The 19,758-nt window shown below is 52.4% G+C and carries 15 protein-coding genes; 9 read left to right on the forward strand and 6 right to left on the reverse strand.

Annotated features, from left to right (window positions below):
• Window positions 1-13 precede the first annotated feature (13 nt).
• Genes V6U78_RS03140 through V6U78_RS03160 form a run of 5 tightly spaced genes read right to left on the reverse strand, consistent with a single transcriptional unit; the run spans window position 14 to window position 8,692 of the window.
• Window positions 14-1,234, reverse strand: coding sequence for an RNA-binding domain-containing protein (locus tag V6U78_RS03140; RefSeq protein WP_405337112.1), 1,221 nt, complete (start codon window positions 1,232-1,234; stop codon window positions 14-16).
• A 26-nt stretch (window positions 1,235-1,260) separates the two neighbouring features.
• Complete coding sequence (locus tag V6U78_RS03145) at window positions 1,261-3,927, reverse strand: TrlF family AAA-like ATPase (protein ID WP_405337114.1); 2,667 nt, start codon at window positions 3,925-3,927, stop codon at window positions 1,261-1,263.
• Window positions 3,920-5,224 carry a restriction endonuclease subunit S gene (locus tag V6U78_RS03150; RefSeq protein ID WP_405337116.1) on the reverse strand — a complete coding sequence of 435 codons (1,305 nt, stop codon included), beginning with the start codon at window positions 5,222-5,224 and terminating at the stop codon, window positions 3,920-3,922. Before V6U78_RS03150 ends, V6U78_RS03145 begins: the two co-directional genes overlap by 8 nt.
• Window positions 5,217-6,263, reverse strand: a complete 1,047-nt coding sequence (locus V6U78_RS03155) for a PDDEXK nuclease domain-containing protein (RefSeq protein ID WP_405337118.1) — start codon at window positions 6,261-6,263, stop codon at window positions 5,217-5,219. Before V6U78_RS03155 ends, V6U78_RS03150 begins: the two co-directional genes overlap by 8 nt.
• A complete protein-coding gene (locus tag V6U78_RS03160) occupies window positions 6,260-8,692 on the reverse strand; it encodes a type I restriction-modification system subunit M (protein WP_405337120.1) in 2,433 nt (810 codons plus the stop codon). Before V6U78_RS03160 ends, V6U78_RS03155 begins: the two co-directional genes overlap by 4 nt.
• A 597-nt stretch (window positions 8,693-9,289) precedes the next feature.
• Here V6U78_RS03160 and V6U78_RS03165 point away from each other — a divergent pair.
• From V6U78_RS03165 to V6U78_RS03205, 9 genes are all read left to right on the forward strand, one after another.
• Window positions 9,290-9,565 (forward strand): hypothetical protein, encoded by a 276-nt coding sequence (locus V6U78_RS03165; RefSeq protein WP_405337122.1) that lies wholly within the window; start codon window positions 9,290-9,292, stop codon window positions 9,563-9,565.
• Window positions 9,562-11,082 carry a PepSY-associated TM helix domain-containing protein gene (locus V6U78_RS03170; RefSeq protein WP_405337124.1) on the forward strand — a complete coding sequence of 507 codons (1,521 nt, stop codon included), beginning with the start codon at window positions 9,562-9,564 and terminating at the stop codon, window positions 11,080-11,082. The genes V6U78_RS03165 and V6U78_RS03170 overlap by 4 nt, the downstream gene beginning before the upstream one ends.
• Window positions 11,079-11,333: a hypothetical protein gene (locus V6U78_RS03175; RefSeq protein ID WP_405337126.1), complete on the forward strand. Its 255-nt coding sequence runs from the start codon at window positions 11,079-11,081 to the stop codon at window positions 11,331-11,333. The genes V6U78_RS03170 and V6U78_RS03175 overlap by 4 nt, the downstream gene beginning before the upstream one ends.
• Window positions 11,320-12,420, forward strand: coding sequence for an iron-siderophore ABC transporter substrate-binding protein (locus V6U78_RS03180; RefSeq protein WP_405337128.1), 1,101 nt, complete (start codon window positions 11,320-11,322; stop codon window positions 12,418-12,420). The genes V6U78_RS03175 and V6U78_RS03180 overlap by 14 nt, the downstream gene beginning before the upstream one ends.
• 1 nt (window position 12,421) lies before the next feature.
• Complete coding sequence (locus V6U78_RS03185; RefSeq protein WP_405337130.1) at window positions 12,422-13,432, forward strand: FecCD family ABC transporter permease; 1,011 nt, start codon at window positions 12,422-12,424, stop codon at window positions 13,430-13,432.
• Complete coding sequence (locus V6U78_RS03190) at window positions 13,429-14,472, forward strand: FecCD family ABC transporter permease (protein WP_405337132.1); 1,044 nt, start codon at window positions 13,429-13,431, stop codon at window positions 14,470-14,472. The genes V6U78_RS03185 and V6U78_RS03190 overlap by 4 nt, the downstream gene beginning before the upstream one ends.
• 51 nt (window positions 14,473-14,523) lie before the next feature.
• The gene (locus V6U78_RS03195; protein ID WP_405337134.1) at window positions 14,524-15,360 is read left to right on the forward strand and encodes an ABC transporter ATP-binding protein; all 837 of its coding nucleotides are present in this window, start codon (window positions 14,524-14,526) and stop codon (window positions 15,358-15,360) included.
• A 94-nt stretch (window positions 15,361-15,454) separates the two neighbouring features.
• Window positions 15,455-16,378 carry a helix-turn-helix transcriptional regulator gene (locus tag V6U78_RS03200; protein WP_405337136.1) on the forward strand — a complete coding sequence of 308 codons (924 nt, stop codon included), beginning with the start codon at window positions 15,455-15,457 and terminating at the stop codon, window positions 16,376-16,378.
• 113 nt (window positions 16,379-16,491) lie between these two features.
• Window positions 16,492-18,654: a TonB-dependent siderophore receptor gene (locus V6U78_RS03205; protein WP_405337138.1), complete on the forward strand. Its 2,163-nt coding sequence runs from the start codon at window positions 16,492-16,494 to the stop codon at window positions 18,652-18,654.
• Window positions 18,655-18,680: 26 nt separating this feature from the next.
• On the opposite strand, the gene V6U78_RS03210 is transcribed toward V6U78_RS03205, so the two are convergent.
• Window positions 18,681-19,697 carry an SO_0444 family Cu/Zn efflux transporter gene (locus V6U78_RS03210; protein ID WP_405337140.1) on the reverse strand — a complete coding sequence of 339 codons (1,017 nt, stop codon included), beginning with the start codon at window positions 19,695-19,697 and terminating at the stop codon, window positions 18,681-18,683.
• Between the last annotated feature and the right edge of the window lie 61 nt (window positions 19,698-19,758).

The following is a 19,758-nucleotide window of genomic DNA, read 5'->3' on the forward strand; positions in this document are numbered from 1 at the left end:
TTATCATCCTTGGCTAACGATATAAAACAGTTTTTAAATGATCATCGGTTAAATCAAACTCTGGCTCTTTACCGGTGAGTGCTTTGGTTAGAGGCACAATTTTTGTTCTTACGCCCATGCCGCGATAATCGACATAGCCATAATCACGTAAAACTTCCATAACAATGGTATTCCTCGGCGAGCGCTGACCAGCTTTCATTTTTTCCACCGTCATTGAATTAGGCAAAGCCCCTGGGCTAATCACTTCAAGACGATTCGAGTATCCAGACACTTCAATCTCAACAAATCGCGTCCAATCACGATGCGCCAGTGCATTAATCAGCGCCTCCCGAACAGCCTCAAGAGGATAAAACCACTGTGTTTCCCGCCTCAGCCCTGCATCTACCTCACCAGATTCCTGAGATATAAAGGGTGTCATCGCTTCCATAAAGCGCTCAATAACGCCACCATCAACCAGGCGCTTATCACCATTATCAAGATCCCAACGACCAACCATTGGGCCATCAATAATGTCATCCAGCGCGGCTTGGTATTCCTTATCATCGCCAGTAAATGCCATCACTCTTAATCCAGCTTGCTTTAAGTAACGGCGCGGGCTTTTGCCAAAGAGCACCAGTCCTGCAATGGTGCAGCAAATGTTACCTGCCGCTTCCGTTAAAAACCCAAGCCCGAGAAGCCTTGCCTGCCACTCTTCTGGAGACTGCGGCACATCTGGATCACGCAAGATATCCCGAACATAATTCATCAGCCGCGCATCATCCAAACAACTGATATCTGTGCGAGGAACGGGCATGACTTCAGTGTGTAACATGCCGCCCAATTCAAACAACCGCATTTGCTGCTCTCTAGTAGCCAGCCTGGACGTTGTTCCTACACGAATGTAGATTTCTTCTTTTCCGCTGTGACGAACGACATAAGGCTTTGAGATACCAATAGGGAAGCTCACAACCGCCACGGTTTTGTCATCGTCCAACTTTACCTCTTCATAAAAAGGCAAAATCATAGGATGGATTTTGTTCTGAAAAACATTCATCACCCATTCTTCGAGATCACCCCTTTGGATACCGCTGATTACCCCATCATCTTCGACGCCAAGTAGAACTCTTCCACCTTGAAAGTTGGCCATAGCCACCACTTCTTTTGCCAGTTGTTCAGGGCGAATATCGTCCCGCTTAAACTCAATACCTGAGTTTTCACCATTGGCAATAATTTCTAATAATTCTGTTTTTAACATGCTTTTCTCCCAAGGGGTACAAGTGCTCAATTAAAACCGTATTTCTCACGGCGCTGATTGAACGCACTTTTGCCACCTTCCAAAATATCGGCTGCCAGCTCTTGAACTTTGGGTACATCAATAGCCCCTTGCTGCTCTGGCAAAATCATCCCTTTGTTATCTTCAACACTTAACACACCTATCCATTCTGCATCACCGAATACGGGAATATTGGCATTATGTGTGGCAAACAGAAATTGGCGGCTTAGTTTTGCTCTGCGAAGTTCTGCGACAATACGTTCGGCAATAAATGCGTTATCCAAATTGTCTTCCGGTTGATCCAAAATTAAAGGGTCTTGATTATCCAAAAGCAAAAGATGCAGAACAGCGGTACATTGCTGTCCCGTAGACAAGTCATCAATAGGACGAAATACCGCCTCTCGCTCGCCATGGGTCACATTCAGTTCAATGGCCATCGTATCGGGCAGTTGCAACTCTTCCAGCTCTAAGAGCTTTATTTCTGGCAATCGGGTTAAGGCGGTAATAACCGTACCTGTGACGCCAAAGTTCTGGGCTAATTCTGTTTCTCCCTGGCGAATGGTGGCTGCGAGATTACTGGGTGAAAAATCGCCATCCAACACCCAAGCCAAGCGCTTAGGCCCTACGCCCTCTAAACTGCATTCGCTAAGAAAATCAACAAACGCTTGGCGGTTCCCTTCTGGCTGCAAGGTAAGCCGAACTTTTTGCTCCAGCTTTCGCGTTAAGCGTTTGACTGACTTCAAGATACTGGTCGCTCTGGCACTCGTATGTTGATCCAACTCCAACAATAGCTTTTTGCGTTGGCCGTACAATTCGTCAATTTGCGCTTGGCGATGTTGCAACGTGGTTTGCTTGGGTTTGATCTGCTCAATCTGCTTCAGCAGCGTCTGATACTCTGCACCAATTTGACGCCCCGTTTTTCCTTGGCTTGCAGGAATATCTTTAAAGGCTTTTTCTAAATTCTGCTCTTCAGTCTGCTGCCTTTCCAATAACGTCTGCTTAAGCGGTACCAACTGAGTATCTGCGTTCAAAGCAAGCTGTTCTAGCTGCCCTAACGCGTGCTGTACACCTGTTTTTAAGGCGTCCAACACCACGCGCTGCTGCCTAAATAAATCAGCATGCGGCAAGCCATCCAATGCGCTATCACTTAAAAAAACAGTATCAGGCAAGCTGTCTTTAAGGGCTTCAATGGCGTCTTTTACGTGAGTCACATCTTCATCAACGCGCGCTTTCAACTGCTTTTCTTTTTCCAGCTTAGGAATAATTTTCAGCTTCTCTTCAATCCCTAATGCTTGATACTGCTTAGCTTGATCCAACAGCTTGGGCAAGCGCTCCACCTCTGCTTCAACATCGTCTTTCTGGCTCAGGGCACGCTTGATGGATTCTCGATTTTCTTTCATTTTTGCCAGCACCTTGGCAATATCGGCATCAAATTGCTCGTGCTCCCCTTCCAAAAAGCGTTCTATGAGTTGATTACGGCTATGCTCATCGCGGGTCATTTCATAGATTTCATTTTGTCCGTAAAGCTCGATGCCCGGCAGCAGATCGGTGGGGTGGTACGGTGACACATTGCCTTGATCATCTACCACTACGGGTTGATTACCATATTTTCGACTCACGGTGAATTTTCGGCCATGCAGTACGGCTGAGCGCAGCGTAATTTCAACCAACCCCCGCTCTTTACCAAGGTTGGTATCAATCACACTCTTATGCTGCTTTAACGCGTTTTGCGTCTTAGGCTCCAACGCGAATGCGTAGCGAATACACTCCAACAAGGTTGATTTGCCCGTACCACGGCCACCAATAACGGCGTTAAGATGATCAGACAATTCAATATCAACACCATCCAAATAACCGCCAACAAAGCGAATACGTTCGATGGCAGAAGCATAGTTTTCCGGCTTATCGGAATTCAAACGAACCCTTGAGCCTGCATCCAAAAAAGCCTGTTTAAAGGAGGCAAAACAAGGCTTGGTCATCTTAATTAAACAGGAAGCACCCGGTGATTTAATGTCTTCTGGCTTTGCAACGTCCGCAGCATTGATAGCCGCCATTTCCCGTTCACGCTTATAATTCGGCTCTTTGTTCAGGAAAACTTTGCGGTAAAAGTCACTCTCAACCCCGCGTAAGTCTTCAATCGCCCCCGGTATTTGCGCAGCCAAAAGAGCTGGGTGTTGCCATACATGATTCATCTGACCAATTTTGAGCAAACCATTGTCATTGGTACAGTGTGCCGCGAAGATAAAGCCACCTTGCTGATTCACTTCATCAATTAACTGCTCAGCACTTAACCTCGAAGGGCAAACACCATCCTGAGGATCTAATAGTCTTAAACTGCCCAAAATTCGCTCAAGCTCTTGCGACGATTTGCTCTCATCAAACAAACAGACAAAATGTATTTTTTCGCTTGAAGCAATCTCAAAACCGGGAAATACCACGATACCATGTTGGTTAAATAAGGCTCGGATCGAGTCAACACCATCCACTGAGCCATGGTCAGCCAAGCCGATAATCTCAATGCCCGCCTCCAGTGCAGCATTTAACAACTGCTGGTTATAGTCGGACTCAGCCAAGCTCTGTTGTTGGCCACGGTATTGGATATAACCCGCTGGATTAACCTGCAACGCACATTTAAAAAAGCGAGCTTTTTTATAACTTTGCTGTTGGTCAGCCATGTTGTGACTCCTTATTTAGCGGTTGCACCAAGCGTGTTTTACCCGTCAGCAGCTCTTGCATCATGCCTTGTTTGATTTGGCGGGTTTTGCCAAGGCGTTGCTCCAGTGCCTGAATCTCTGCGTCCATGTCCGAGAGGATAGTGGCGATGGCGGTTTGTTCTTCTATATCAGGATATGGTAGTGATAAATTTCTAATAATGGTTAGATTCAATCCTCCACGCCCACCATCTCCAGTCGATAGGCCACGCAACTCTTCATAGCGATTATCAAGATTGTAAAACAAATAATCTGTCGAATGACTTTCTGACGGAAATACTGATGCAATCGACTGATTAGTACAAAGAGATATTCTCGCTATTGCGACTGTTCCTCTTGTCTTGCCTTGCCCAGCCAAACCGATTAAGACTGAATCAACAGGGACATATTTTGTGCTGCTATTCGCCAATCCAGAGTCAGTTATTCGTTCAGCAACATCAAACACTCGTTTAAGATGTAATTCACCAGAACTCATCCAAGGGTGAGTTCCGCCCCAGTATCCAGATATTGAAGTACTTGGAGTTCCTCCAGCAGTACAGTCCGTAAAATCACCAATTTTCTTTACCACCCAATCCTCCGGGATTTCCCCCAACTCACTTGGCTTAGTGCCTTTGGGTGTGCCATCTTCACGCAAGGCAAACTGTGGCAGGCGGGTGCGGCCGGTGAGGAGTTGTTGCATGGTGGCGGTTTTGATGGCCTGTTTTTTGGCGATCAGTTTTTCCAGCTCGCTGATCAGCGCATCGACATCGGATAGCGCATTAGCGATGGCGGTTTGTTCTTTAGCCGATGGAACACAAATTCGTTCTTGATAAACATCATTCCTGTTAACACCTGGAACACCGCTTTTCCCGCTGTGGGATTCAAAATCTACTGTTTTCAAAAGGTGATATGCATACTCAGGGGAGACCTTTTTGAACTCGCTGACGTAGAGGGTAGTATTCAGAGGCCAAAAGCTTTCTCGAAGGTAGAATATCTGACCAATTGTTCCATATCGGCCAGTGACAATCCCCGGCGCTTTAATCATTGCTTTGTTGTGAAATCCAGTTACACCAGAAGAAGACACTATTGGTATAGTACCTGGTTGACGTAAGCGGTTAGGTAAATCAAAACCACGCTGAAGAGTAATGACCTCCTCCAGCTCACAAACCCCCCAATCTTCCGGTATCATCCCCACTTCCGTTTGCTTATACCCAACCGGCACAGCATTCTTGGCCGCTTCCGAAAGATATTTTGCACTCACTTCTGCAACCTGGTTACTCATCTCTTAACTCCTGCTGTTGCAGTTGCGCCAAGGCCTGTTCGCGCTCGCGCTCCAGTTCCCGTTTCAGCTCTTCTTCAGTGGGCAGGTAAGGCAGGTATTTGGCCGCAAACAGTTGCTTTTGATCAGCCAGTACCGAGTACTTCACCACGGCTTCGCTTTTTTCGCTGCACAGCACCAACCCTATGGTGGGGTTGTCGTCATCACCTTTGCGTTGCTCGTCATAGAGGCGCACATAGGTATCCATCTGGCCAATGTCCTGATGCTTGAGTTTGCCCAGTTTTAGATCCACCAGTAAAAAACACTTGAGCTTGAAGTTGTAGAACACCAAATCAATGTAAAAGTCCTCATCCTCAAAGCGGATACGCTGCTGGCGTTCAACAAAAGCAAAGCCCTTGCCCAATTCCAATAGGAATTGCTGCAGGTTGCTGATGATGGCCTCTTCCAGCTCTGTTTCCTGGTAGGTTTGATCTTGCAGGTTTAAAAAGTCGAGAATATAGGGATCGCGCAGGTAGTCTTTGGCACTTTCCACAAGTGGCTGGGTCTTGGCTTGGGCTTCATGTTCAACCGCTACTTTCTCTTTGCTGGCTAACAGGCGCTCGTAGTAGAGGGTGCTGATTTGGCGCTCCAGTGCCCGCACACTCCAGTTTTGTGTAATGGCCTCTTGTTGATACCATTGCCGCGCAGCGGGAGCTTCAATGCGACTCAGGCGTATGTAATGCGACCAACTCAATTCGAGAGACACTGTCTCTTGAATTGGAAACGCCTGATAAAACGCTCTCATATGGCGAAGATTAGTCACATCAAAACCTTTACCCAAGCGTTCTGTCAGTTGCTTAGAAAGCTGCTGCAACTGCTGCTTGCCGTAGGCCGCACGGCTTTCGCCCTGCTGTTCCTGCTCGACAATCAGGCGACCAATTTCCCAGTAGCTTTGCACCATCGCCGTGTTAACCGCCTGGCGCACCTGACCCCGTGCCTGCTCTATCTGATGGGTGATGGCTTCCACCAGCTGGCTAAACCCAAGAGTGTTGAGCTCACTCATTCCGCCCACTCCAATCCCATGGCTTTAAGGTGCCCTGCAACCTTGTCACTTAAATTCTCGACTGACTGGGTGATGGCCGGCAGGGGTTCGCTGTAGCGTTCTTCCAGTTCTTTGACGCGGTTAGCCAATTGCTGGGTAACGCGTTCGATTTCAGCGACGATATTGCTTTGCAGCGTGGCCAGCCATTTGTCGTCCACCAGCAGCACTTTGATATCTTCTTCATCTAGGGTGCTGTAATGCTTGAAGATGGCCAGATCAAGTTCATCCTGCGCGGTTTTCAGGGCTTTTTTAGCATGGCTTTCTGCATCCATCAGCTTGCTGCATTGCTGCAATACTTTGCGCTCTTCTACATCGGCGGCCAGTTTTAGGCGGGCTTTCACCGAGGCGGCGGTCACTTTGTCTTTATCGTTCAGTGCCTCGCATAGCAGCCCTTCTTCACCACTGTGTTCCTCAACAAAGCTTTCCAGTTCTTGTGTGGCGCTGTCGAGATTGGCCTGTAACTGTTCAATCTGCCGCAACTGGCTACTGAAAAAGCGCTCTGCGATCAGCACAGGTGGTATCAATTCTGCTTTGTACTTGCTCTTGCCAATGACAAGGTCGGGGGTTTCTTTGAGCTTCTCGCCTTTATTAGCCGTCAGCTCGCGTAAAACACGCCCTGCTTGCCAACCATCCTGAACCAATACATACACATCGTCTTGCATCACCTCGGCCCAGTAGTCCATCAGGATTTGGTAGATGTCATATTTGCTCAGCAAGGCGGATTGGGCGTAGCTTTCCAGCAGGTCCTCACTGATGCGGTGAATAATGGCTTTGGGCTGTTCACCCAGCTGAATCGTTTTGAGTTGTGCTCGTTCTTTCCATTGGGTGAAGGGGATCAGGCTTTGGGCGGCAAAGGTTTTGAACTCTTCATGCTGCAAAATGGTGGCTTTCACTTCGGATGCTTTGATCCGCGCTTGGCTGTAACTGGGTCGTGCCGGTTCGAACAAGCAGCTGCGCAGGCTGGCAAAGACCTGCCAATAGTTGTTCAGCGCTTCAATATCCGCATTGGGGATGCCGCCTTGCAAATGGGCGCTGAGATCGTGCAGATCTTCTGGTTCACTGGAATCAATATAACGCGGAATGTTGAGGTTATAGTCGTTGGCAGCAATTTCAGTAAAAGGCACTTTACGGCTGTAACGCGGCAGTTCTAACTGTTTGGTAAACACATCCACAATTTTGTGGATATCCTGGCTGCGCAGGCGGTTTTTGTTGCCGTCTTTCATAAAGCCTTTGCTGGCGTCGACCATGAAAATGCTGTCACGATAAACTGATCGATCCTTGTCGATCACGATAATGCAGGCGGGAATGCCAGTACCATAAAAGAGGTTGGCAGGCAGGCCAATGATGCCTTGAATATAACCCTGCTTGATCAGGTTTTCGCGGATGCGGGCTTCGGCATTGCCACGAAACAGCACGCCATGCGGCAGGATGACGGCACCCTTGCCGGTGCTTTTCAGGCTTTTGATGATGTGCAGCAGGAAGGTGTAATCGCCGTTCTTTTCTGGTGGGATGCCCCAGGTGAAACGATCAAACTCATCTTCAGCAGGGTTGATGCCACTAGTCCAGTTTTTGTTGGAAAAGGGTGGGTTGGCGACGGCAAAGTCAAAAGTTTTGAGCTGGGCTTTTCCATGAGTGGTGGCTTCCTTCCATTGAGGATCTGCAAGGGTGTTGCCTTTCCAGATTTTGGCCGTGGCATTGTTGTGCAGGATCATATTCATACGCGCCAAGGCGCTGGTCGCGTTGTCCATCTCCTGACCAAAAATACTCAAACCACGAGGCGCTTCATCACTGGCTTTTAGGAGTAGCGAACCCGATCCACAGGTGGGATCATAGACGGTGGCATCCTGGGGCGTTTTATCACTGATACCAATGACTTTGGACAGAATACGTGAGACTTCCGAAGGCGTATAGAACTGCCCTTTGGACTTACCCGATTCGGTGGCAAAGTGGCGCATCAGGTATTCATAGGCATCACCCAGCAGATCATCCCCATCCGCACGGTTGGATGTCAGATCCATGCCTTCAAAAATACCCACCAGCTTGGACAGGCGATCAATCATCTCCTTGCCCTTGCCCAGGCGTTCTTCATCATTGAAGTCCGCTACGTCAATCACGCCTTTGAGATCGTTTTCTTCAGCCAGGGCGCTGATGATTTTGTTGATCTTGTCACCGATTTCCTTATCGCCCTTCAGCGCCACCATATCGTCATAGCTGGCACCGGGCGGCACCAGAATCATGCCGTAGGGGTCGCCTTTGTATTTGTCTGATACATACTTCATAAATAAGAGGGTCAGGACATAATCTTTATACTGACTGGCATCCATTCCTCCGCGCAGCTCGTCACAACTGGACCAAAGGGAGGAATAGAGTTCGTTTTTCTTAATGGCCATGGTTATTCCTATACAGTTTCCGAAGTGCGGGAAGTATATTCACGCTAATGTGAGTAAGGGTATCAGCTTGAATAGTGGCTCAACAGCCTTGGCTGTAGCATTCATTTAGCTTTCTTGCACTGATCTGAAGTTCTTGCACCCATTCTACCGGACCGTACAGCCCCTTGACTTATCGATGAGTCTATTGGCTGTGAGAGAGTTTATAGTCAGCCCTTACAGTGGAAAAACCGACCATCCAGCAAAACACCTAGAGCCTGAGGCACCACTAGGCCAAGTATCATCACATACACCCTGCATAACTTTGATTGACAACTCAGACAACCAACTCTTTTAAACGCCTGCCCCTTAATCAGTCACGGAGTAACGAACCAGCCTGTTAAGCCAGATTGATACGTGAAGGCCAACAGATCAGCATCGAGAATCAACAAGACTCAAATAGCTATTCAAGCTGATTGAATAGCTATGCATCCTGCCAGAGAAAGCCCACTTCTGCTCCCTTGATGGCCTAACTTGGTTAAACTGGCTGCCTCGCGCCCTTCTGTGGCCATCTTATTGATCTCGCGGCCGCTGTGCTGGCCGATCATCCAGAGAAAAGTCATGTCTAGCAAGGTTCGATTTTATCCCGAGCCAGTGTTGAGAACACTGGTGGCCTTCCTCAGTGCCTATGCTTTCACACGCTGGAGCAGTCTGGCGGTGCTGGCACTGCCTCTTCCCCCTGAGCAGGCCGTGATGCTGGGTACACTGGCCGGTTTTGCTGTCTTTGCGGCAACAGTGATCGGGGTGTTTCTTGCCAAAAACCTTTACACCGCCTGCTGGGGATTACTGCCTCTAGGGCTCTTGCTGTTGTATTTCAGTCAGGAGACAAGCGGGTGATTGCGCCTCTGGGCACTCATGTTCGCCAACGCATGGCACAACTTCACCGCTGGACAGGCTTGCTGCTGGGCTGGCTGCTGTTTGTGATCTTCTTAACCGGCACACTGAGCTTTTTCCGCCAGGAAATCACGCTGTGGATGCAGCCTGAGCGGCCGTCATTCGTGGAAAACCACCCGCCAGCACACTGGGTAGAACAAGCCCTGACATTTCTTGAGCAGCAAGCCCAGGAGGCTGATCACTGGCTGATCCAGCTCCCGAGCGCACGCGATCCACTCATTTCTCTCAACTGGCGTGGACGTCTCAATCAAGGGCAGGCTTGGCTTGATCCCACCAGTGGCGAAGAGGTTCTGGTCAGGGCCACACGAGGCGGTGATTTTTTCTACCGCTTTCACTTTCAGCTGCATTACCTGCCTGTGGTTTTTGCTCGCTATCTGGTGGGCATCGCTTCCATGTTGATGCTGCTGGCCTTGATCAGCGGCATCATCACCCATAAAAAGATTGTGAAGGACTTTTTTACCTTTCGGCCAGCTAAAGGGCAAAGGTCTTGGCTTGATGCGCACAATGGTTTTTCCGTACTGGCGCTGCCTTTTCATCTGATGATCACCTACACAGGCTTGGTCACCTTGATGGTGCTGTATATTCCTTGGGGCATGGAGCGCGCCTTTCCTGAGCCAGCTGAACGCTTAGAATTGCTGAGTGAGATTTTTGCTTTCTTGCCGTCAGAATCACGCTCTGGCGAACAGGCCGCGCTCACGGATCTCTCTCCATTGCTGGAACAAGCCCAGCAGCGCTGGCAAGGGGCTGAGGTCGGGCGAGTTCTGCTGTCTCATCCAGGTGATCGCAATGCCAAGGTCATCCTGCTGGCTCAGTATGATCAACCGGATCGGCTGGGTGTCACTGGGCATCCTCCTTTTCTGGTATTTGATGCTGTCTCCGGTGTTGCATTACGCGAGAAGGCTTCCAACCCCATCTATTCAACCTATGGCGTGCTGCTGGGGCTCCATCTAGGGCGTTTTGCCGATTGGCCGACTCGCTGGCTTTACGCTCTGTTGGGTGTGGCTGGCTGCGGCATGCTGGCCTCGGGGCTGCTGCTTTGGTCCGTCAAAAGACGACACAAGCAGGGGCATTCTGTGTTTGGGCTCTGGCTGGTTGATCGGCTGAATCTGGCCACCTTGGTTGGCTTTCCTATTGCGCTGGTGGCCTTTTTCTGGCTCAACCGGCTGCTGTCAGCCAGCTGGCCGGGCAGATCTGAGTGGGAAATCCACGGCTTGTTTTTAGTTTGGGCGGCCATGTGCCTTCATGGGTGCCTGCGCCCACTGAAAGCGGGTTGGCGCGAGCAGCTTGGACTGGCTGGCGGCTTGCTGCTGGGTCTGCCGCTGATCAATATGGTCACCACAGACAAGGGGTTGATCACCAGCCTGCTGCATAGCGACTGGTTATTTATCAGTGTTGATCTGATCTGTCTTAGCTTGGCCCTGCTGATGTTCAAACTGGCTTTCAGGCAGCGCACAGCATGATCACGCATCTACTGGTCTTCCTGCTAGCTTTGCTGGGCTTCCAACTCTTGGCACGCCAGCAACACCAAGCACCTCGATCGCGCAAGCCGACGCTCTTCTGGCTAGGTTGGTTCAGCCTATTGGTTGGGCTGGCTGCAGCCATCTGGATCTGGGGCGTTGAACTCGGCCTCACTCTCGGGTTGGGCCATCTAAGCGCGGGGGCTGGCAGTGTTTTTCTTTTTCGCATCTGGAGGCAGCGTGGTGCGTTCTAAGACACGACTTCAGCAGGTTGGACGCCTCTTGCGGCTTTTCTTGCCACTGCTCTTTTTACCTCTGCTCTTGCTCTTGTGGCTGATCCGGCCAGATTGGCCACCCATGCCTTTGGTTGCTGAGCCTTCTTCACAGGCCGCACCTTCTTTAGCACCGCAGCAGGATGCCCATTTTCCGGTGGTGATTCGTACCGCGCATGGTGAGGCCTGGATCGCTCAGCGCCCAGAGCGGGTGGTCACACTGGGCGCGGCGGCAGAAGACTGGACGCTGCAACTGGGTGTGGTGCCGCTTGCCATCGAACCTCACTACTGGGGCGGCGATCAACAAGGCTATTTGCCCTGGTTTCGTGCTGAACTTGAAGCCCAAGGCCAGCCACTGCCAGAAATCATCAGCAGCTATCCAGAGCTGGATGTCGAGCGACTGCTGGCTTTAAGGCCTGATTTGATTCTAGCGCCTCAATCTGGATTGACGCGTGAGACTTATCAGCAGCTGAGCCAGTTAGCGCCGGTGATTGGCTATCCCGATCGCCCTTGGCTGACGCCTGTTGAAGATCAGGTGCGCTTGATTGCCACAGCGCTGGGCCAGCCTGAGCGAGGAGAGGCGCTGCTGGCTGAACGCGAGGCCTTGCTGGCCGCCTATGCTCAAGCTAACCCACATTTTGCGGGACGCTCTCTGGCCTATATCAATGCCGCCAGTCGCGTTGGCAACTTGTCTGTCTATGTGCGTGGTGATCCGCGTGTTGATGTGCTCCATGCTCTGGGTTTTGTTGATCTCCCTGCCTTTGCCAATCGATCTGCCAGCTTTGGCCACTTTGCCGCTCTGCTTGGGCTGGAGCACAGCCATCAGCTGGATCAGGCCGATCTTTTGATCAGCTGGTACAGCTCCGAACAGAGCCGCCATCAGGTTGAATCGCTGCCCTTAATCCAACGCCTACCGGCCATACAGGAAGGGCGCTATCTCGCTATGACCGATCCAGCACTGATCATGGCCAGCTCCTATGGCAGCCTACTGAGCCTGCGCTGGAGCCTGGCTGAGATCGTCACCCAACTGAATCAGATCCTGCTGCCAACAACAGATGAGGCGCAATAAGATGAGACACACCCCTGTGCACCTTAAACTGGGTGGGCTGCTGGCCTTGCTGGGACTGCTGCTGATCGCCAACCTGCTCGGCGGGGCTCACTGGCTTGCCCCACACTGGCTGATGCATCTCTTCTCCCCACCGGATGGCAGCCATGAGCTGCTGGTTTTACAAGCGCGTCTGCCGCGTGTCATCTGTGGGCTGCTGGCAGGCATAGCGCTGGCCATCGCTGGCATCATCATGCAGACCCTCTGCCGTAATCCCTTGGCAGACCCAGGCTTACTGGGGGTCAACGCAGGAGCCAGTGCTTCCCTCGTCACGCTCAGTCTCTTGCCTCTTGCGGCTGAATGGGGGGTATTTTGGCAGGCTTTACCTGGCGCATTGCTCGCCAGTGCTGGTGTCTATCTGCTATCACGCCTGCAGCAATCGGATGGTCAAGCGCCTAACCCAACACGGCTCCTCCTCGCCGGTGCGGCCATCAGTGCCGTCTTAGGTGCCTATGTGCAGGCAAGGGTGATGCTGAACCCGCAACTCTTTGATGGTTTTCGCTATTGGATGGCCGGTTCGCTCGCTGGACTCGGCTGGGTGGAGGTCTCCGCTTTATGGCCTTATCTGATTCCAGCGGCTCTTGTGCTATGGCTGATGTCGCCCAGTCTGGATCTGCTGCTCCTGGATCGCAACACGGCCTTATCGCTGGGTGCCAATCTGCAGCGCCACTCGGCCATCGCTTGGCTCTGCGCCACGCTCTTGTGTGCTGCCGCTACAGCCGTTGTCGGCCCTTTGGCTTTTGTAGGCTTGGCTGCGGGACACCTCGCTCGGGCCTGGTTTCCTTGTTCATTGCGCCTGTTGTTGCTCGGCGCTGGGTTGATCGGTGCTCTTTTGGTGTTGATGGCTGATTTATTCAGTCGAACACTGCTGCCGCCCCGAGAGCTGTTAACGGGCATCATGATTGCCGCGCTGGGTGCGCCTTTTCTGTATCTGATTGCACGCCGAGGCAACACTGAGCGAGGCCGCGTATCATGACACCCCGTTTTCCTCTCTGGAGCTGCGGCCCCATCACGATCCTGGCCCCATCCAAAGCGGCGTTACACACCAGCCTCTTCGGTTTTTTGGGGCTGCTCGGCTGTTTACTGCTCAGCCTGACTCTTGGTGAATCGGGCCTCTCTCCAGCGCGCCTGCTTCAGGCACTGGCAGGTCAGGCGGAGGCCTACGAACACTGGCTTCTCTGGCAATCTCGCCTCCCGCGTGCGCTGACGGCACTAGGTGCAGGTGCAGCATTAGGCATCGCCGGAGCCGTCTTCCAAAGCCTGAGCCGCAACGCTTTAGGCAGTCCCGATATCATCGGTATCAATGCCGGTGCCAGTGCAGGAGCCGTTTTATGCTTGTTATTTTTGCCCAGCCTGCCACTTGCTTGGGGAGCCTTGTGCGGCACGCTGCTGGTGCTGGTGCTGCTGTTGCCTGGACTCGGCAACAGAGGCGAGTTTTCGAACCGGCTGATTGTGATGGGGATTGCCGTCAATGCACTGGCCATCGCCATCATCCAGTTCACCCTCACTCTGGTGCAACGTGAGCAGGCCCAACAGCTGCTTGGCTACCTCTCTGGCAGTCTGGCGCATCGAGACTGGCAGCAGGTGAGCTGGATTGCCCTCACGCTGGCCGTAGCGGTGCCTGGACTTTTGTTATTGAGCCGCCGACTCAACTTGTTGACGCTGGGGCCAGAGACCTCCATCAGCCTTGGCCTGCCTTTGCGCCAGACGCAGCTCACGGCCATCCTGTTCGCTAGCCTGCTCGCTTTGGGGGCGGTGCTCTGTGCCGGTCCGGTGAGCTTTATCGCGCTTGTCGCCCCGCATTTAGCACGCTGGAAAAACCAGCAACTGGCCTTGCTGCGCTCAGGGGTGATCGGTGCCTTGCTGCTGCTGGGCGCGGATACGCTGACACTGCTTTTACCCGGCCAACAACGTCTTCCTGTGGGGGTGTTAACGGCCATGCTGGGTGGCAACTATCTGACGCTCCTGCTGCTAGGCCAGATGTTCAAACGCAAGCCATCATCCCTGACTCACTGAAGATGCACCCGCCCCATCAAGCCTTTTTATCAACCTTTTCTGGAGATACTCGTGATTGCTGAACACGCCTCGGATGACATGCTGCAAGGACAAGGACTCCAGCTGGACTATGCCGGGAACACGGTGATCGCTGGATTGGATATCCGTATTCCACGCGGACAGCTGACGGTGATTCTAGGCACCAATGGCTGTGGTAAATCCAGCCTACTGAAAATGCTCTGCCATGTGCTCCCACCCGGCCAAGGACAGGTGTTTTTAGATGGGCAGGCGCTGAGCACCATGTCACCCAAAGCCAGAGCACGCCAGCTGGCTCTGCTGGTGCAAAAACCTGAGTTGCCTGATGGAATACTGGTGCAAGAGCTGGTCAGCCGTGGCCGCTATCCACATCAAAGTTTATGGCAGCAGTGGTCGCAAGAAGATGAGCGAGCCGTCACTGAGGCACTCTTGGCGACTGGATTAATAGAGATGGCCCAACGCCCTGTTGCGAGCTTATCTGGCGGTCAACAACAGCGTGTCTGGCTGGCGTTGATTCTGGCCCAACAAAGTGAAGTGCTGCTGCTGGATGAACCTACCTCTTTTTTGGATATCAGAGCCCAGCTATCGGTCATGGACTTTTGCAAAACGCTGCAACAAAAAGGCAGAACGCTGGTGATGGTGCTCCATGATATTAATCAGGCACTGCGCTATGCAGACCATCTGATTCTGATGCGAGCTGGGCAGTTACGGGCTCAGGGAGCGCCAGATCAATTGATCAGCGAAGCCCTGTTCCAAGAGGTCTTTGATCTTGAAGCGCGTATTATTCAAGATCCAGAAGCTGGCTGCCCGATGCTGATTCCACGCCTTCAACAACGACAGACATCCTGGGGACAAGCAGAACACAAAATCTAATGAGAATACTTTTCACTTGAGTCTAGGTTCATTTACTGGAAAAATATGCATTTTAAATGCCTTCATACTCCAGCCAATGGATGCCAACTCATCGATGTCAGCTTGTTATTCTCAAGAGTCCTGTGAAACGCGCCTGTTTACGCATCATGACCTGCTGGATTTTGGTCAGCGTTATGCTCTGGATTACCGCTTTCCTGACCTCAGCGGTTCAGGCAGCATCTTGCAGGGTCAGGTGGAAGAACTCAAAGTGCGTCCGGGCATGCAGCTGGTCTACTCCAATGTGCGGGTCATCGCACCTTATGAATCCAGCTCGCTGAATCCTCGCCCGCTGAACATGATTATTGTGCTGCAAGGGCAGGTCAGGTTCAGGCTCGGTGGCGAATCCATCCTGCTCTCAGAACAGATGGCCTTAACCCTCAGCCTCGAACAAGGCGTGCAGTTTGATGCCTTTCAGTCATCAGAGCAAAATCTGAAAGTCCTGAGTCTCAGCCTCAATCACAGCGCCCTGGACGAGCTGGGCATTCCGCTGCGCAGCGGCAACTGGTGGTTGACCTGGAAGCTCCCCCTACACCTGTACCAAGGCTTATTGTTTTTTCGCAAGGATATGCAGCTGGCCAAGCTCTATCTTGAAGGCATGGGCCTACAGCTGCTCTCTCAAGGATTAACAGAAGAACCCTCTACATCCTGCAAAACTCGCCTGCTGCCTCAAGAGCGCCTGCGCCTTGAACAGATCCATGAGCTGATCACTACTCACCCGCAGAAGGACTATAGCCTCAGTGAGCTGGCCCAGTTAGCGGCGATGAGCCCCAGCAGCCTGCGTAACAAATTCAAGGCTTATTATGGGCAGACCCTGTTCAACTTTCTGAAACAGCAACGCTTGCAAATGGCCCACCATTATTTAATGCAAGGCTTTAGCGTCCAGCAGGCCGCTCACTTCACCGGCTACAGCCACGCCACTAATTTTACCACTGCGTTTCGCAAGCATTTTGGTGTCGCGCCCAGTTCACTGGTGCGCTAGTTCGCTTACTTCATAGCTATCTAATCGCCTGGCATAGCTCAAACAAACCTTTATAGCAAATAATAATGCCTCTTATTTGCTGGCTTTGGTTTGTCATCCTGGAGAAAAAGCGCATGTTATTTGACTTACTCACCTCACGTCGGGCGAGCCGACTTGGTTTACTGACCCTTCCGTTCCTATTCAGCCTGCCTGTTGTTGCACAGGATAACGGCCAAGAGCTGGACACACTGATCATTCGAGAGCGTCAATTATCGGCAGATTCCGAACAGCGCGATAGCTATGCCGCAGGGGCCAGCACAACAGCCACCAGCCTCCCGCTGTCGATCAAGGACACGCCTCAGGCCGTGAGTGTAATTACCCACCAGCAGATCCGCGATCAAGCCTTGGGCACCAGCGGCGAAATTCTGCATCAGGCTCCAGGCATCTCGATGAACCGTAATGACAGCAACCGCTTCAACTACTCTGCGCGGGGCTACTCAATCAGCACCTATCAGTTCGATGGACTGCTGACGCCGATTCAGAGCTATTGGAACTTTGGGGATACAGACTGGGATAGCGCCATCTATGATCGGATCGAAGTCATCCGTGGTGCCACTGGCTTGTTGACAGGAACAGGCGATCCTTCTGCCAGTGTCAACTACATCCGCAAAAAGCCTCTGCCTGAATTCACGGCGCGGGTCAGTGGTGATCTGGGACGCTGGGATCAACGACGTGGTGTGGTGGATGTCTCAACACCACTGGATAGCGCAGGAAGAACCGCTGTACGTTTCATTGCGGTACACGATGAGCGCGACACCCATGTCGACAATATGAGCCACAATAAATCCACCTACTATGCCGTGCTCAATTCACAGCTGACACCCCAGACCAACCTGAGCTTGGGCGTGGAATATCAACATAATCAGACTGATGGTGCGGGCGCTGGTTTTCCCATGTTCTATGCCGATGGCAGCCGAACCGATTTTGGTCGTTCTGCATCGAATAACACCGACTGGTCTGTTTTCTACAATGAAACCACCCGTGCTTTCATCGATCTCCATCACTTTCTTGCCAATGATTGGCAACTCAGGGCCGCCTATAGCTATGACGAGGGCAACTATGGCCTGACCTACCTCTTTCGCAGTGGCTTTCCTGATCGCAATACAGGTGAAGGCATGTCGGCCTATTTCGCCGATTACCGAGGCGATCGCAGCCGTCAGGATGTCCACTTCACCGCACAGGGACCCTTCGCCTTTCTCGGACGCGAACATGAAGCCGCCTTCGGGTTGGTACGGATGCAGGACAAGCTCGACATGCGTCTCGCCACACCAGCAGGCGCGGCACCCAGCATCGGGGCTTACCGAGATGGCCAAGGTCAAGCGGTTGCAGAGCCAGAATGGGGCGTACGCGCCAGCGTGGATGACAGTGAGTTAGTACAAAGTGGTGCCTATGGGGTGGCTAGGTTTTCACTGACCGACCCCTTGCATCTGATCATCGGTGCACGCCTCACCCACTGGGATCTGGATCAGGTCTACTTTGGTGATGCGCGCCAATACTCCTATAACGGCGAAATAACGCCTTATGCGGGTCTGATTTACGACTTTAATCCAGCCTTGAGTGGTTATGCGAGCTATACCGAAATCTTCCAAACGCAAAATCTGCGCTCCACAGACGGCTCTCTTTTAGACCCCATCACTGGCCGCAACTATGAAGTGGGACTCAAAGCAACCTTGGCCGATCAGCTGGACATGAGTGTGGCTCTTTTCCGCAGCACCCAAGATGGCCTCGGCCAGGCGATCCCAGGTGAAACAGTGAACGGCCGACCAGACACCCAAGCCTATCGTGCCACTCACGGTGCAACAGTCGCCGGTTTTGAAGCCGAGCTGACAGGTCGCCTCGCGCCTGGCTGGAACATGAATGCCAGCTTCACACTGGCCAATCCAACCAGCGCAGATGGCCGTCGTATGAATACCAGCCATCCTCGTCAGCAAGCCAAGCTGTTTACCAGCTACCAGTTTGACGGTGACTGGCGCGCCCTACGCCTCGGGGGTGGGATGAACTGGCAGAGCGGCATCTACCGAGATACGCGTGGGCCTGCTGGCACAACGCGCGTCACTCAAGGCAGCTATGCTGTGGTGGATCTGATGGCGCGTTATGATTTCACGCCAGACTTCAGTATGCAGATGAACCTGAACAACCTGCTGGACAAGGAATACTATGATCAGGTTGGGTTTTATAGCCAAGCCTGGTGGGGCACACCGCGCAACCTCCGCGTGTCGTTCAGCTATCAGTTCTAGCCAAGCTCACCCAACCTTACCCAACCTTACCAGCCCAGCACGCGACGCCTTAGCGGACGCAGAGCAAAGAAGACTAAGCACAACAAGGCGATGGCTTCTAACCAAAGGGGCAGCAGTTCCTGGGCTGAGCTCAGCGACTGCACCCCATCCCAGCCCGCCCGATTCAGCAGCAGATCAAACCCCCAGCCCAGCGCCACACTGATCGCCAGCACACCCAGCCCATACATACCCAGACCGGCCCAGCCCAACTCACGTTTTAAAATCGCCAGAGTCGCCAGACTGGTCACAGGGCCAGCCAGCAAAAAGACCAGTACCGCTCCCGGAGAAAGGCCGGCCACCAGCAAGGCCGCCGCAATCGGTGTCGCGGCAGCAGCACAGATATAAAGCGGAATACCGATCAAGGCCATCAACACCAGCACCCAAAGACCCTGGCCCTGATCGGCCAACAAGGCAGGTGGCAACCAGGTCATCAAGACACCCGCTAACAAAAGACCAGCAAACATCCAGCCACTGATATCGTCCAAAAGATTACTCCATGCATAGCGCAAGCCAGTCTGTGTTTGACGCCAGGATGACCTAGGCGCAGCCTCTTGTTCCTCAGCATGACCAGCACAGCAGGTCGCCGCCTGCACCCTAGGCTGCTGCTCTGAAGTCCAGCTAACTAAGCGCCCAGTGAGAATCGCGGTGGTGATCGCACCAATCACGCGCGCCAGTGCAAAAACCGGCCCCAGCAACGCATAGGACAGCAGCAACGAATCGATACCGACACTTGGTGTGCTGACCATAAAAGCGGTGGTGGGTCCACGACCGGCTCCACCTCGATGCAAGGCCAGTGCCGTAGGAATCGCACCGCAGGAGCACAGGGGCAAGGGTAGGCCAATCAAGGCAGCCCGGCCCAAACTCAGCCATCCCTGCCCTCCGAGCCAGCGCTTTAACGCTGTTTCAGGCAACCAGGCTTTAATCAAACCAGCCAGCACCAGGCCAAGACATAACCAAGGTGCTGCGGTCAAAGCAACAGCAAGTAAAGACAGTAGCAAAGACATCGTCTTCTCCTCATTGTGGGAAGGATTCGTGCCTGCTAGTCTCCACCCTGTCATCGTTACA

Source organism: Marinospirillum alkalitolerans (assembly GCF_045055655.1).
In the GTDB taxonomy this organism is placed as follows: domain Bacteria; phylum Pseudomonadota; class Gammaproteobacteria; order Pseudomonadales; family Halomonadaceae; genus Marinospirillum; species Marinospirillum alkalitolerans.